The sequence below is a fragment of the Gemmatimonadales bacterium genome, from assembly GCA_030697825.1.
In the GTDB taxonomy this organism is placed as follows: Bacteria; Gemmatimonadota; Gemmatimonadetes; order Gemmatimonadales; family JACORV01; genus JACORV01.
On the sequence record JAUYOW010000275.1, the window covers coordinates 1 to 15,474 of the forward strand.

Here is a 15,474-nt window from a genome sequence, read left to right on the forward strand (position 1 = left end):
CACCGCGGGCGGCCGGATCGCCTCATGGAAGGCGTAGCTGCCCACCGGTCCCGTGATGCTGCCGCCATAAACGCGGGCGTTCCACACCGTCCACGCCGCAGGCAGCGCAGCCATCTGCATCACGAAGAATTGTCCGTTCAGGTAGAAGATGAACCCGTTGCCCGTCGTCGCCAGCGCAGCAGTCCCTGCGTAGGTGGACGAACGGAACGATACCGGGCTGAGCCGGGCGTTATCCATCAGCACCGCAGGCGTCTGCGCCACACCGCCGCACCGGTTGGCGTAGGCCGGGATCGGATCGACGCAGGCGTAGTCCGACCAGGTCAGCCGCGCGTTGTTCGCGTCCGCCGTGCTCGCCTGGGTCGTCGCGACAAACGACAAATCGTTCAGAATGCCGTAGGACGCCCGGATCTTGGTGCTGAACGGCACCCGCACCCGGTGCGTCACGTCCACCACCGAGTCGATGGCGCCGGACGCGCCCCAGTACACCTTGAAGTCCGCCGCGCGCATGACGCTCGAGGTGACGCCCTCGATGCCGCGCGCTGGCGTGCTGGAGCCCACCGTGTAGTACGACTGGATGGCGAAGATGTCGACGCCACTGATCGCCCCCGCGTTCCGGCTCAGGTCGGCCAGCGAGCAGGTGAAGGTGCCGGCCACGATCGGGCAAGTCAGCCCGTTCGGGTCGTTGGTGTTCTCGTTCGCCGCCCCCGCCCACCAGCGCGGTCCGTTGTTCGGGCTGTCTGGGGCGTCATTGGCGTCCGCCCGGCCCATCATCGTGAGTCTCCAAGCGCCGGGCACCGCGAGCGAGGCGCTGCCGTACAGCGAGAACGTCGAGTCGCCGCCGAACACGCTTGCCGGCGCCGTGCTGAGCGCCGTGGCCAGGAACGGGACGCTCCCCGTATTGTCGTCAGTCGAACCGTCAAGCTGGATGTCTAAAAAGAACTTCACCGGCGAGCCCGAGCCCTGCCCCGTGAACCAATACGTGGTCGGGATGAGGGAACCGAACCCCCCATTCGCCGCGTCGAGCGCCGAGCCCGGTATGATCGAGTCGATCGTCACGGTCACGCTGCCGTTCGCCAGGAGATCCGGCAGGAACGCCCCGAAGCCGAGATCGAGGCCGTCGGTGGGCGGCATCGGCCCGGCGAAGATGCCGGTAGCCGGATCGATTGCCGGCACCGCGGCGCCGCGATCGAGCGTGCTGCCGTCGGCGCCGATGAGCTCCATGGCGGCGAGGGTGCCCTGTATCCCCTGGCCGGACGGGACCCGCGGGGTCACGGCCTTGGTGACCCGAGGAGACTCGAGACTGGTATTGCGGACGCCCGTAGACCTGACCGAATTCACATCGAACGCCGTGACGGCGTAGACGTAGCGGAAGCCGTTCCGCACGTCCCGGTCCAGGTACGCGAACGGCACCCCCGTGTCGGTGAGGTTGGGATAGCCCGTGGCGCCACCGGTCACCGCCGTGTCGGCCTCGGTGACGACCACCGTGCCTGCCAGGGACACCACGCGCCCGCCGGTCGGGATCTGCACCACGCCCGGCTGGATGGTAATAAGAACCGCCAGGTTCACCGAGTTGGGGAAGGGCGGACACGAGGTGGTCAGGCCGACCTCCGGCGCGCACTGCGTGCCGTAGTCCGTGTTGTATAACGTGCCGGTATAGTCGTCGAAGCTCGTGGTCGCGTAGTCGTACTGCGCGATCACCTCCATGGTGGCCGCGGTACGCCCGCGCCAGATCCGGTAGCCCTCGACATCGAACTCGCGGTAGTTACGGTCGAACAGGGCGTTGTTGGTACCGTCGGGGTTGAGCGAGTCCTTCGCCACCTGGTAGTAAGGGTCGCCGCCGGTAAGCGGGTCCTCGGTGGCGGAAGCCCTCCACACGATGGTCACTTCGTTGTCACCCGGTACCGGGAAGAAGTCCGGGGCATCCGGCGCGAACGGCAGCAGGAACCTATTGTCGAACACCGCCTGTGCGACCAGCAGCTTGTCGAGCAGCGATCCCGGGACTGTGGTCACCTCATCCTGGGTGATCGTCGTGTCGCCGTTGATGTTGCTGTGGCTCACCCAGCCCACTGCCCGGTCGATGTTCCGGAGCGTGTCGGTGCCCGCCAGCAGGCGTCCGCCGCCCGGCGGAATGCCGGGCTTCATGTCGCCGCCGACGAAATTGGCGATGGCCGTGGCCACCGGCGGGGCGAACACGAACGCCACCACGATGACGGAGGACTCGCCGGGATTGAGCGTGAAGGGCCCGGACGACATGAAGAAGCGCGTGTCGGTCTGGACCTGCACCAAGGCGCAAAGGTGGCGCAGCTGGGGGTTCGTCACCGTGCAGGAGTTGTCGCCGAGCGCGGGCGAGACCCCGCCCGACAGGTACCGGTACATCTGCTCGATGCCCTGGGCGTCCGGGAACGGGGGGCCGTTCGACGTGTTCGAGAAGATCGTGATCCCGAACTCGTCGTCGGGATCCGTCGTGTTCGGGTTGAGCGGGCTCTTCAGGTACTTGACGCCCACGAACCCCGGTGCCGCCGCGAAGGGGGCGGTGAAGATGTTCGACGGGAAGGCCCACGCGGGTTCGGTCCAGTCACCGACGTACGCGAGGGAGGTCGCGAAGGGCAGGATCCCTGTCGAATAGTTGGTGAGGAAGTCGCCGACGTCCGGGTCCATGAAGATCGCGGCGAACAGGTTGTCGAGGGCGTAGCCGCCGTCGGGGATCTGGACGGCGAACTTGTTCTCGTTGAGCCGCTGGAACTCGGCGCCGATGGCCGCGATCTCGTCGATCTCGGCGCTGGTGTAGCCGGCGGCGCTCAACCCGTCGTAGAGCGACCGGGTCTTCGCCGTGACGTTGATGAACCGGTAGATGAAGTAGAGCACATCCTCGTTGCCGGACGGGAAGTTCCAGCCCATGCCCCGCTGCTCGACCAAGATGCCCGCCGGGTGCGGCCGGCCGGTGGTCTGGTTCGGATTGCCGTCCCAATAGCGCCACCACAGGTCGAGCTGGGAGGCGGTTGGCGTTCCGATCAGTGAGGACGCGAAGAGCGACGTGTCCTTCACGTAGCCCGCCGACGGCCAGTTCGCCAGGTCGGCCGCATTGAGCGAGTTGTAGATAGCCGTGATGCCCTCACCGCTCTGCTGGTCGCCGCGCGGGTCCATGAACCAGCTGCCTACGATGTCGCCGGCCCACTCGAAGCCGGCGGTGGCCGAGACCACGCCGGCGATCTGGAGGCCGGAGTTGAAGACGTACTGGTCCGCCGTGCCCCGCGGCCACGAACCGCCGCCCAGCACCGGGCTTCCGGTGATGTCGACGCAGGTCTCGCCGATGTTCCGGATGCCGCAGTACACGCGGTTGACGTCCATGTCGTCGTTGACTTCCGCGAACAGCCGGAAGCCCTGCGCCGCCGGGCGGCGGCCCGGCCGCTCCGGCCGGGCCTCCGCGACGGACGCCACGACCGACGCGAGCCCGGTGATCAGGACGGCGGCCAGCGTCAAACGCTGAACAGATATTATTCGCATGTCTACTCCCTCGTGCCCGCGCCCGCCACCGCCCCGCCCGAAGTTGGGCGGAGCGGCGACGCGGCGCAGCGCGCTAGAAATTGATCTCGACGCCCAAACGCAGGTTGAAGCCGGGCCCGCGCAGCGTCTGAGGACCGTTGAACAAGTTGTACCACGCGCTGAATGCGGACGACTGCTCTTCTTCGTCGAAGAAGCCGTCTCCATCGCCGAACCGCCGCTCCGCGCCGCGGAGCAGGACGCAGTTGGGCAGTCCCGCCGTGCCGTCCTGGACGTTGTACTCGTACAAGGAGCAGTCCGTCAGGTCGTAACCCGACAGGGTCCGCGTGGAGCCGCCTCGAGTGACCGGGCGGTTGTCGAGCAGGTTCCCCGCCTCGCCGGCCAGCGTGGCGAATACGCCGTCGACCGTCCTCTCGCGGTGCAGCTGGTTCCGGACGTCGCCCGTCTCGGCCCAGATCGCCACGAGGTTGGTGAAGTTGAACAGGTTCCGGAAGTCGGCGAACATGGTCACGTTTCGCGACCCGACCTGGAGCCCGCGCGTCACGCGCAGATCCACGTTCCTGATCCCCGGCATCGTGGACGCGTTCAGCGGCTCTCTGGCCGTGCCGCCGAGGCCGAAGTTGGTACCCGGTCCCTGCTGGCCGCGCCCGATGTTCTCCAGCCTGGTGTAGGCCAGGCCGCTCGCGAAGCGGAACGTCGCGAACATCCCGACGTCCTGAAGGAGCGCCCCGGCCGCTGTCCCGGTGTGCCAGCCGTGCGGGAAGTTGAGGGACGCCGTCCCCGCGATCGTGTGGGTACGGTTGTCGCGGGTGGTGAGCACCGCGGTCGGCGCCGGCAGCCGGTCACCCGTCAGGGTGCTGAGCTGGCGCGCCGCGGTCTGCAGGTACTCGAGCGGATCGGACCCGGTGCTGCGCGCCGACTGATAGGTGTACGCGACGCTCCCCTGGAACAGCGACCCGACCCGCCGGTCCAGCTTGACGTCGATGCCGCGCACGTTCCCGAAGTCGGCGTTGGTCACCACGTTGATGTTGGTGGTCGCGCCGAGCGACGGGTCGAAGAACGGCAGCACGCGCGCGGTGATGTCCGACACCTTGTCCTTGTTGTAGGCCGAAATGTCGAGCACCATGTCGTCGCTAAAGGCGTGCCGGATGCCGAACTCGAACGCGATGGACTTGCCGAAGTCCAGGTCGCGCGCGAAGATGTCGTTCGTGTTGGTGAAGTTGAGGTCGGCGTTCTGCCCGCCCACCAGCAGGCTGAAGTCGGGCGTCTGGACCTGGTGCGCGTAGGAGAGCCGGAACCCCGTCCGGTCGGTCACCGGGAACGACACCCGGAGGCTGGGGGAGAGCACCGACCGCGCCTCGGCCTCGAAGAAGTTGCAGGTGGACCAGCCGGTGGTGTCGGCCGCGGCGATGAACGCCGCGCAACGCTGCCCGACCACGGTGTCCGCGGCCGTCAACGCCTTGGCCAGGTTGCCCTCGCGCAGCGGGTCGCTGAAGATGCGCCCGGGCGTGTTCGGGTACATCACGCCGGAGTTCAGCCGGTCGTACCGCAACCCTACCTCGAGCACCACGTCGCCGAGGTCCACCCGATCCTGCGCGAACAGGCCCATGCGCACGGGCGTCTCGTGGTACACATCTGAGAAGATCTGGCTGATGAGGCCCGACGTGAACGACCGCATGTCTGCCCGCGTGAAGTCACCGCCCATCTTGACGCGGTTGTAGCGGTTGGCCTGCCAGTCCACGGTGGCTCGGCCCGTGAGGCGGGACTCCCTCGCCAGGGTGGGCCCGCTCCGCCCGTAGCCCGTCGACGGGAAGAACGACGTGCCAGCACTCACGCCGTACGGGTTGGTCCGGAACGGCGCGCTGAAATCGAGCTCGTCCTGCCCGAGAAAGGGCACGCAGCGGCCGCCGGTGGCCGCCACGCAGTTGTTGACCCGGACGTTCCGGACCAGGCGGTCGTCGAGCGGGAAGTCGTCGAAGTCCGTGAGGAACTGGAAGTTGCCGAAAGTGAAGAACGCGTTCGGGTCCCGGTTGTCCGCTGCCCACTGGGGGTTCAGCAGTCCGGAGACGAAGACATCCCGCTGCCAGCTCAGGTTCGCGTCGAGGAACAGCGCCCGCTCGCTCGAGCGGGTCAGGTTCTGCGTCCAGTTCAAGACCAGCGCCTGTGAAACCTGGCGGGACCCAAAGTGGGACATCGGGTCGTAAAGCCGCGCTCCGGGGAAGAACCGGTCCTGGTCGCGGCTGCGGTGGTACGAGAGCGACATCCGTGAGCCGGTTCCGAAGCTGTAGGCCAACTTCGAATCGAACGTCAAGGCGTCGCTGCCGTCATAGGGCCGACGAGAGCCATCCGAATATCGCGTGAACCGCGGGATGTCCACCCGCACCGAGTCCGACAACGCGTTGCCTGGGCTCGTCGGCGCCATCACGAAACCGTTGGGCGCGAGCGAATCGGCTGTGTCGAGCCCGTTGAGCACGTATATCGGGACGTCCTCAGAGCCCTTGCCGCGGGCCCCATTCTGGCTCCCCTGCAACGTGGTCGCGAGGAAGAAGGTCAGGTTGCGCGCCAGCGGACCGCCGACGGACGCCTCGACCCGGTGCAGGCCGCGGCCATACGTCTGACCCGAGACCTCGTCGGTCGAATAGCTCACCGTCCCCCCGAAGGAGGACCCACCGGAGCGCGTGACCAGAGAGATCACGCCGGACTGGGCGTCTCCATATTCCGCGCCGATCGCCCCGGTGATCACCGACGCCTCTTCGAGCGCGTTGGTGCCGACGTTCACGACGCCGGCGTCGCCCCCGCCCGATCCCGAGAGGCCGGAGGCGAACTGGGCGTTCATGTTGCGCACCAGGACGCCGTCAATGTAGGTAGCTGCCTCGCCGGGCCGGCCGCCGCGGATCACGAGTCCGCGGGCCCCCTCGACGACGCCCGGCACGAGCCGCAGGATGTCGGTGATGTTGTCGGCCGGCAGGGCCTCGATCAGATCGCCGGCTACGATCGGCTTCGACGTGACCTGGTCGCGCGGCACGAGCGGGTTCTGCTCGACCGTCACGTTGATGCCCGTGACCTCGACCGCCCGCTGCTCGAGCGTCAGGTTCACGGTCATCGTCTGGCCGCCGAACACCCGGACGTTCCGGACCTCGGCGGGGGCGTAGCCGATGTACTGCGCCCGAACCGCCATCACGCCGGCCGGCACGTTGTTCATGAAGTAATACCCTTGCTCGTTCGTGGACGCGGAGAACGCGGACCCCACGACGAGCACCTGCGCGCCGTTGACGGGCGCACCCGATTGATCCCTCACCGTGCCTTCGATCTTGCCGGACGTGCCCTGAGCGGCTAGACGGCCCGCTCCGAGCAACGCCACGGCCGCAAAGGCCGCGAGGCGAGAGAAGACCCAGCGACTACGTCGAGTCATTGACGACCTCCCAAAACGTGAACCCGCGGGGACTCGAAAAACGAACCAGGCAGCGGCACGCCACCTCCCTTCGTTCGAGCGTCCATGAACGCGAAGCGAATTTGCATGCGGTCCTACGACAAAACCCTGAGACGTCATGAGCACCGCTAGCAGCGGCGCTGCCGTGCCCGGGCTGACCGGCCCGAACTCATCGGAAGCCAATATGCTCCCGCCAAACAACCCGTGTCAAGCAACCGTTTGTACCACCTATTGGACAGGTGTCCCCGATTGCGGACACCTAGCCGGAGCGTCCCGATTCCTCAACCGACGCCGCAGAAAAGCGTTGGCCGAGCGTCGCGAGCGAAGAACCGAAGTCCACGACGTTCAGTTTCCGGCGCTCGAGCTCGGCAGCCTTGGTCCGGAGCTCTTCGAGGCCCGCGCGCGTCTCCGTCTGAAGGGTCTCGGCGCGGCGGGTCAGCTCCGCCATGACCTGGTCGAGGAGCTGGGTGACGCGCTCGGCGTGCGCCTGCTGGCGCCGCGACAGGTCTTCGAGCTGGGCCCCGACCCGCTGTGACATCTCATCGATCTTGCGCTCGATCCGACGCTCGAGGTCCGCGAGGTTGCGGTCCACGCGCTGCTCCAGCTCGGCGACGCGCGCCGTCGTCGCCTGCCGGTCGTTCCCGAGCGTCTGCTCGAGCCGCGCGAGGTCCGCGCCGAACAGGACCTGGCGGACGGTGTCGAGATCGGACGGCGACGTACCAGAGGGTTGCGTCAAGAGGCGGCTCCGACAAAAGTGGGTAAATGTTAGCACGGGGCTTCCCACCCCGCCAGGGTTTCACCCCGACAGCACGTCTATAGGCAGATCAGCTCGTGCTGCGGCTCGGCCGGCGTGACCTCGGGCCCCTCCTCGTGCAGCACCACGTTGATCTCGCTTCGCACGCCGAATCGGCCGGGAAGATACACGCCCGGTTCGACCGAGAAGCCGATCCCCGGCAGCAGCTTGCGGTCGTCGTGCGTCTCGAAGTTGTCGAGGTGCGGGCCGGAGCCGTGCAGCTCCCGGTCGATCGAGTGGCCGGTGCGGTGGACGAAGTACTCGCCGAACCCCGCGTTGTTGATCACCTTGCGCGCCGCATCGTCCAGGTCGGCGCCGGTGATCGACCAGCCCTCGCGCCACTTGTCGCTCAGCAGCGCCACCGCGCGGTCGCGGGCGTCGCGCACCACCTCGAAGACGCGCACCACGTCCGCCGGCGGTGTCGCTCCCACGAACGCCATCCACGTCTGGTCGGCATAGACGGCGTCCTGCGTAACACCAGCCCACAGGTCGAGCAACAGCACCTCGCCGGGCTGGATCGCCGTTTCGTAGTGCGCCGCCGGCTCGTGATGCGGGTTGGCGGAGTGCTCGCCGACGGCGACGATCGGAGGGGAGTTGGTGTGCAGTCCGGCCTGATCGAACGCCTCGAGCACCCAGCGCTGCAAGCCCACTTCGGTAGGCAGGATGCCTTCGGCGAACCAGTCGTGGACGCGATTGAACCCGGCCAGCGCTATCTCGCGGATCAGCTCCGCCGCCCGGCGGTGACCTTGAAGCTCCTCGGGGCTCCAGCGGGCGGCTATCGCGGTGACGAGCTCGGACGACGTCACCACTTCGGCTCCGGCAGCCCGCACCAGCTCGACGACGCCCGCCGGCACCCGGTCGAGGTATGGCACGGCGTCCTTCGCGGAGTACTCCATAGCGACGCGCTTGCCCGACAGGACCGCTCCGAGCTCGCGCTCGAGCTCCCGCCACGCCGCGTAGGTGCGGACCTCGCCCGGGAACCCCTCGACGCGATTGACCTCGATCTTGTGGGCGATCGCCGTGGGCCGGCCCGAGGTGGGGATGAAGACGAAGAGGCGGCGCGTCGCCAGGCCGCCCCCCAGCCCCAGCACGCGCGTCGCCACCGGGTTGAGCCCGTGGAAGTCGAACAGCAGCCAGCCATCGTACCGGAGATCGCCAAGGATCTTCCGAATCTGGGCCAGCATCTCGGGTGTCAGGGTTTCGGCGACGTTCATCGGGTGCCCTCTCCGGTCGGGCCGGTCGTCGAGCGCCATTCGCAGCGGGCGTCGCCGCGCGAGAGGCAGCGGGTGTGCGTCATGGCGCCGTCGAATTCCACCAGCTGCCGTAGCAACTCGGCGAAAGCGGCCGAGAAGAATGCACATGCTGCTCCGTCCGGCGTGGCGCGCACCGGGAGCGCATGGGCGACGATGGCCACGGTCTCGCCATCGTCCCGCGTGATGGTCGCCGCGAACACCTCCGCGGCGGCGCGGCGCGAGGCCCGGAAGCCGATCGCGCGACCCAGGAAACGGGGGAGGCTGCGCGCGCCCCAACGCGCCGACAACGCGAGCCTCTTGACGGCATGGCGGGCCGCCCGGCGGCCGCCGTCCGCGAAGACGAGGGCGGCGTCGGTGCGGCGGCTGGCGAGCCGAAGGATCTGCTCGGCCTCCTCGGCCCGCACGGTCCGGTCCTGGCGCACCACCGCTTCATAGCGGCCGATCTGCGCCGCGACCGTGTCGGACAAGCCGAGCCGCTTCTTGAGCAGCTCGTCCACGTACTCCGCGACCTCTTCGTCGCTGGGAGAGTCGAGATTCCGCATCGCCTCGAGAACGGCGAGCGGAATGATGCTATGAGCTTCGGTCAGGGCGCGATTCGTCACGGCGTGCGGGCGCAAGATAGCGCGGGCGCGCTCCCGGGACCAATGGGGCGCGGTTGCGGCCGCGGCGCGCCGCGCGCACTCTACCGCTGCGTGAGCGCCTGGCTTTCTCCCCGAGGCACCCTCGCCGCCATCGCGGTCGGTGCGGCCGTCGCCGCCGGTACGGGCTGGCGGGGTCTCGTGCTGCTCGCCGTGTTCTTCGTTTCATCGTCGCTGCTCACGCCCGGCGGAGGGCGCCGCGGGCCGGTCCAGGTCGCCGCCAACGGCGGCATCGCGGCCTCGGCGGCGCTGCTCTCGCTCGGTCACGCCGAGTGGCTGCTCGCCTTCGCGGGAGCGCTGGCAGCCGCCGCCGCCGACACCTGGTCCACGGAGATCGGCGGGCGGAGCGCGGCGCCGCCCCGGCTCATCACAACGGGAGCGCCCGTGCCGCCGGGAACCTCGGGCGGCGTGACGCTGCGGGGCTCGCTCGCGGGCGCCCTCGGCGCGGGGCTCATCGCGGTGGCTGCGGTGTTGTTAGGCCTCGCGCCGGCGGCCGCGGCGCCGTGGATCGCCGCGGGCGGCATCGCGGGGGGCGTCGCCGATTCGCTGCTCGGCGCGACACTCCAGGCGCGGTACCGGTGCGCGGCGTGCGGCGCGCTCGGCGAGCGGCCGGTGCACTGGTGCGGCGGGACTGGCATTCTGGTGCGCGGCATGAGGTGGATCACCAACGACACCGTGAACCTGCTCGCGACCGCCGTCGGCGCCGCCGTCGCCGCCGCACCTGTCGCCCTGCGCGGGGTCCGTCTAGCTTGAGGATCAACCGGCCTCGGAGCAGCTACGACTTCCATCCTTTGCGTATCCCCCGCGTGACGGACTGCGATGTTCTGGTGGTCGGCGGCGGCCCCGCCGGCGCCTCAACCGCCGCGTTCGCCGCCCGGGCCGGCCTCCGCGTGCTGCTAGTCGAGCGCGCCGTCTTCCCGCGACACAAGGCGTGCGCCGAGTACCTGAGTCCCGAGGCGTCGCGCGACCTCGAGGCGCTGGGCGTGCTCGAGGAAGTCGAAGCGGCGGGCGCGGCGAGGCTCACCGGGTTCCGTCTCGTCTCCGATGACGGTGCCGCGGTAGTGGGCAGGTTCGCGAGCAGCCACCGGTACACGCCATTCCGCCCGTACGGTCTGGCGCTCCCGCGCGCCACGCTCGACCTCATCGTGCTTGGGGCCGCGATCCGAAGCGGCGCACAGGTGCGCCAGGGCGTCGCCGTGGAACGCCTGCTGGTGGAGCGCGGGGTGGTGCGCGGCGCGGTGGTGCGCGACGGCCGGCGTCGCAAGGAGATCAGGGCGCGCGCGGTGGTCGGCGCGGACGGCCTGAACTCGATCGTGGCGCGCACGCTGGGGCTGGCGCGGTGGGGATCGCCGCGGCGCCTCTCGCTGGTGGCGCACCTCGAGGACGTGGCGGACCTGGCCGACTACGGGGAGATGTTCGCGGGAGACGGGCGCTACGTGGGGATCGCCCCCATCGGCGGCGGGCGGGTCAACGTCGCGGCGGTGGTGCCGGACACGGATGCCAGCCTCATCGCCGGCGACGCGACGGCGTTCTTCCACGCGCAGTTGGACCGGGTACCGGAGCTGCGGCGCCGGTTCGCGGGCGCGCGGGTGGTTCGGCGCGTGATGGTCACCGGCCCTTTCGCCCGAGGCACGCGGCGCGCCGCGGTGGACGGGGCGCTGCTGGTCGGCGACGCGGCCGATTTCTTCGACCCGTTCACGGGAGAGGGCATCTTCGCGGCACTTCGGGGCGGGGCGCTCGCCGCCGATGCGCTCGCCGCGGCGCTCGCCAGGGGAGAGGCAACCCGTGAGGCGCTGCGACCCTATACGGCGGCGCGGCGGCGCGCCTTCCTGAGCAAGTGGGTGCTGGAGCGCGTGGTCGCGCTGGGCGCCACCCGGCCCTCGCTCATGCGGCGCTTCACGCGGCAGCTCTCGCGCCGTACCGGTGTCGCGGACCTCTGGGTCGGCGCCGCCGGGGACTCCGTGCCGGTGCGGGCACTGTTCGATCCGCGCAACCTCGCCGCGCTCGTGATGTAGGCCGAGGGTCCGCCATGCCGCTCGATCCGCAGCGCTTCCGCCAGACGATGGGCTCGCTAGTCACCGGTGTGACGGTCGTCGCGGCCCGCGACGCCCGGGGCGTGCTGCGCGGCATGACGGCCAGCTCGGTGACGTCGCTCTCGCTGGAACCGCCGATGCTGCTCGTCTGCGTGGGCCGCGAGGCCGACATCCACGAGGCGCTCGTGAGCGCTCCGCTCTTCGGCGTGAGCGTGCTCGCGGAGGGGCAGGAAGACCTCGCGGAACGTTTCGCGACGCGCGGCTCGCAGCATTTCGGCGACCTCGACGTCGGCGCGACGCCGGGAGGGCTGCCGCGGATCCGCGGCGCCATCGCCCAGGTCGAATGCCGCCGCGACGCGGTCTATCCGGCGGGCGACCACACCATCGTCACCGGCGTCGTCGAGTGGGCGGCCACCGAATCGGGCGCGCCGCTTTGCCACTTCCGCTCCCGCTATGCGGGGGTGGTTCGATGATGTCCTCGCTCCGCACCTGGGCCGCGGGCGCCGTGGAGACGCTCGACGATCCGCACACCGACTCCGGGACCATCGTCGCCTCGCTGCGCGACATCGCGCGCATCAATCGGGTCTTCGGCGGATGTCGGGCGACGGTAGGCCGGCTCGACGAGTTCCTCGCGGTCTGCCCGGCCGGCGCCTCGCTCACGCTGCTCGACGTCGGCACCGGCACCGGCGATATCCCGCGCGCCGCCGCCGCCCGCGCCGGCCGGCGCGGCCTAACCCTGAGGCTGGTCGGCCTGGAGCGGCACCCGGCCGCCGCCCGCGAGGCGGCGCGCCAGGGCGGTCTGGCCGCCGTCATCGCCGATGGCGGCCGCCTGCCGATGCGCACCCGGTCGGTCGACCTGGTGCTCTGCTCCAAGCTGCTGCACCACCTGCCCGGCGCGGCTGGCACCCGGCTGCTCTCGGAGATGGACCGGGTGGCCCGGCGGGGCGTCGTCGTCGCCGACATCCACCGCAGCGCCCTCGCCGCCGCGGGGATCTGGCTCGCGTCGTTCCCGCTTCGATTCCACCCCGCCACCCGGCACGACGGCGTGATCTCGGTGTTCCGCGGCTTCAGCCCGGCTGAGCTGCACGGAGCCTGTGCGGCGGCGCACGTCGCTGCCACGATCAGGAGCCATCCCGGCTGGTGCCTGACGGCGGCGTGGCGTCCGGCCGGAGCGCAGGCATGATCCAGATCGACCGGCGACAGGTCGCGGCCCCGCTCGCGGGCATCTTCCGCGCCGCCTCCGACGTGGAGCGCTGGCCGGAATGGCTGCCGCACTACCGCTGGGTTCGCTTCCTGGAGCGTCGCGCCGACGGCGGCATCGTCGAGATGGCCGCATGGCGCCCGTTCGGCGCGTTCCGTTACCCCACCTGGTGGGTGTCGGACATGGCGATCGACCGCGAGGAGCCTCGGATCCGGTACCGGCACATCAGGGGCATCACGAAGGGGATGGACGTCGCGTGGGAGTTCGCGCCCGGGAGCACCCACGTAACGGTTACCATCACGCACCGGTGGGACGGGCCCGCGTGGCCGCTCATCAGGAGGCCGGCGGCCGAGCTGGTGATCGGTCCGGTGTTCGTGCATGGGATCGCGCAGCGGACGCTGGCGGGCATCGCGCGCCAGGCGGAGAAGGGGGAGGTGGCATGAGCGCTCCGCGGCGGGTGGTGGTGACGGGCATCGGCTGCGTGACGCCGATCGGAACCGGCGTCGAGGGCCTCTGGGAGGGGCTGCGGGCGCGCCGGTCGGCGGTGCGGGCGATCACCCGCTTCGATCCGACACCCTTCCGGAGCCGCGTCGCCGCGGAGATCCCGGATTTCCGGCCGCGCGACTTCCTGGACGCGAAGCGCGCCAAACACTACGACCGCTACTCACAGCTCGCGGTGGTAGCGGCGGGCCTCGCCATCGAGAACGCCGCGCTGAACCTCGCGGCGGAGGACCGCGAGCGCGTTGGCGCCATCATGGGCTCCGCCCTCGGCGGCGTCGCGTACGCCGAGGAGCAGGTGGGGGTCTATTTCCACCAGGGGCTGCGCGCCGTGGACCCGATGCTCGCCCTCTCGGTGTTCGGTGGCGCGGCGAGCTGCAACATCGCCATCCAGTTCGGCATCTCCGGCCCCAACTCTACCAACGCGATGAGCTGCGCCTCGGGCACCATCGCCGTCGGCGACGCCTTCCACGCCATCCGCGACGGCCGCGCCGACGTGATGGTGGCCGGCGGAGCCGAGGCGCCGCTCGCGCCGCTCTGCTTCGGCGCTTTTTCGGTGATCCGCGCGATGTCGCAGCGAAACGACGACCCCGCGCGGGCGAGCCGCCCGTTCGACGCGGACCGCGACGGGTTCGTGATGGGTGAGGGGGCCGCGGTGCTGGTGCTCGAGGAACGCTCGCGCGCGCTGGCACGCGGCGCGCCGATCGTCGCCGAGGTCCTCGGCGCGGCCTCGACCAACGACGCGTACCACATGACCGCCCCGCGGCCCGACGGCGGGCAGGCCGCCCGCTGCGTCAGGCTCGCGCTGGAGGACGCCGGCGTCAAGCCGCACGAAGTGGACTACGTCAACGCGCACGGGTCGTCCACTCCGCTCAACGACAAGACGGAGACGCTCGCCTTCAAGCAGGTATTCGGCGAGCACGCAAGCCGCCTCGCGGTGAGCGGCACCAAGGGCTACTACGGACACCCCCTGGGCGCGTCCGGCGCGATCGAGGCGGCGGTCACCGCGCTGGCGCTGGACCGCGGCTGGCTGCCGCCCACGATCAACCTGGAATGCCCCGATCCCGAATGCGACCTCGACTACCTCGGAAACGGCGGCGAGGCGCGCCCGGCCGACGTCGCCGTGTCCAACTCGTTCGGCTTCGGGGGCATCAACGCCGCCATCGTCATGAAGAGGACGGACTGACGGACCGGTGACGGACGGACCGCGGCCGCCGGCGCTTGCGTTGGGCGCCGCGGCCCGGGCATATTGTCGCCGCTGGTTGGTCCACTTCCCAACTATACCGAACCACGAGGCACGTGCATGCGTAACACCCTGCGCCCGCTGGTCGCGGAATTCATCGGCGTGTTCTTTCTCACTTTCGCCGGCGCCGGCGCGATCGTAGCCAACACCTATCGCGAGGGCAGCGTCGGTCTGCTCGGCATCGCCGCGGCCCACGGCCTGGCGCTAGCCATAGCCATCAGCGCCACCATGAACATCTCGGGCGGCCACATCAATCCCGCGGTGACGCTCGGACTGTGGTCGGTAGGCCGGATCGACGCGAAGAAGGCCGGCCGGTACGTCCTCTTCCAGCTCCTCGGAGCGGTCGCCGCGGCGTACGCCGTCAAGGGGCTCTACCCTGAGATGGCCGGTAGGGTGGCGGCGCTCGGCACTCCGCGGCTGGCGAGCGACGTGAGCCTGGTCCAGGGCATCGTCATCGAGGCCATCCTGACGTTCTTCCTCGCCTTTGCCGTGATGGGGACGGCCGTCGATCCGGCGGCGCCGAAGATCGGAGGCTTCGGCATCGGCCTGACCGTCATGTTCGGCATACTCGCCGGCGGCAACCTCACCGGCGCCGCGATGAACCCGGCACGGGCCTTCGGCCCCGCGCTCGCATCCGGCACCTGGATCGCCCAGGGGGTCTTCTGGGTGGGCCCGATCCTCGGCGCGATCGCGGCGATGCAGGTGTACGAAAGGATGTTACTGAAGAAAGACGGTTGAAGAGCCTCTCTTCAACTCCTTCGTCCGCCACCACAATGCCAGCGCATATCCCACGTACACCACCGCCGCCGCCACATACGCCGCGGTCATGTAGCCGCCGTTATCCGGCATCATCGGCCTCCGTGCGCGCGTCGGCCACGGTGGCC

12 protein-coding genes are annotated in these 15,474 nt (G+C 69.9%); 7 read left to right on the plus strand and 5 right to left on the minus strand.

From position 1 onward, the window contains the following. The 5 genes from Q8Q85_13465 to Q8Q85_13485 all read right to left on the minus strand — a co-directional run. Positions 1 to 3,504, minus strand: a 3,504-nt coding sequence (locus Q8Q85_13465) for a hypothetical protein (protein ID MDP3775265.1), incomplete at its 3' end; no start/stop codon positions are given. 73 nt (positions 3,505 to 3,577) lie between these two features. Continuing rightward, complete coding sequence (locus tag Q8Q85_13470; protein MDP3775266.1) at positions 3,578 to 6,913, minus strand: TonB-dependent receptor; 3,336 nt, start codon at positions 6,911 to 6,913, stop codon at positions 3,578 to 3,580. Between the two features lie 277 nt (positions 6,914 to 7,190). Then, a complete protein-coding gene (locus Q8Q85_13475; GenBank protein ID MDP3775267.1) occupies positions 7,191 to 7,667 on the minus strand; it encodes a hypothetical protein in 477 nt (158 codons plus the stop codon). 77 nt (positions 7,668 to 7,744) lie between these two features. Continuing rightward, positions 7,745 to 8,938: a Xaa-Pro peptidase family protein gene (locus Q8Q85_13480; protein MDP3775268.1), complete on the minus strand. Its 1,194-nt coding sequence runs from the start codon at positions 8,936 to 8,938 to the stop codon at positions 7,745 to 7,747. Then, complete coding sequence (locus Q8Q85_13485) at positions 8,935 to 9,579, minus strand: hypothetical protein (protein MDP3775269.1); 645 nt, start codon at positions 9,577 to 9,579, stop codon at positions 8,935 to 8,937. The genes Q8Q85_13480 and Q8Q85_13485 overlap by 4 nt, the downstream gene beginning before the upstream one ends. Here Q8Q85_13485 and Q8Q85_13490 point away from each other — a divergent pair. From Q8Q85_13490 to Q8Q85_13520, 7 genes are all read left to right on the plus strand, one after another. Then, complete coding sequence (locus Q8Q85_13490) at positions 9,550 to 10,368, plus strand: DUF92 domain-containing protein (GenBank protein MDP3775270.1); 819 nt, start codon at positions 9,550 to 9,552, stop codon at positions 10,366 to 10,368. The genes Q8Q85_13485 and Q8Q85_13490 overlap by 30 nt on opposite strands. Before the next feature lie 53 nt (positions 10,369 to 10,421). Beyond that, positions 10,422 to 11,630 carry an FAD-dependent oxidoreductase gene (locus tag Q8Q85_13495; GenBank protein MDP3775271.1) on the plus strand — a complete coding sequence of 403 codons (1,209 nt, stop codon included), beginning with the start codon at positions 10,422 to 10,424 and terminating at the stop codon, positions 11,628 to 11,630. 14 nt (positions 11,631 to 11,644) lie between these two features. Further along, the gene (locus Q8Q85_13500) at positions 11,645 to 12,121 is read left to right on the plus strand and encodes a flavin reductase family protein (GenBank protein ID MDP3775272.1); all 477 of its coding nucleotides are present in this window, start codon (positions 11,645 to 11,647) and stop codon (positions 12,119 to 12,121) included. Next, entirely contained in the window at positions 12,118 to 12,831 is a 714-nt protein-coding gene (locus Q8Q85_13505; protein MDP3775273.1) for a methyltransferase domain-containing protein, read from the plus strand. Before Q8Q85_13500 ends, Q8Q85_13505 begins: the two co-directional genes overlap by 4 nt. Further along, complete coding sequence (locus tag Q8Q85_13510) at positions 12,828 to 13,292, plus strand: SRPBCC family protein (protein MDP3775274.1); 465 nt, start codon at positions 12,828 to 12,830, stop codon at positions 13,290 to 13,292. Before Q8Q85_13505 ends, Q8Q85_13510 begins: the two co-directional genes overlap by 4 nt. Next, positions 13,289 to 14,533 (plus strand): beta-ketoacyl-ACP synthase II, encoded by a 1,245-nt coding sequence (gene fabF, locus Q8Q85_13515; GenBank protein MDP3775275.1) that lies wholly within the window; start codon positions 13,289 to 13,291, stop codon positions 14,531 to 14,533. Before Q8Q85_13510 ends, fabF begins: the two co-directional genes overlap by 4 nt. A 117-nt stretch (positions 14,534 to 14,650) precedes the next feature. Then, positions 14,651 to 15,328, plus strand: a complete 678-nt coding sequence (locus Q8Q85_13520) for an aquaporin (GenBank protein MDP3775276.1) — start codon at positions 14,651 to 14,653, stop codon at positions 15,326 to 15,328. The last annotated feature ends 146 nt before the right edge of the window (positions 15,329 to 15,474 follow it).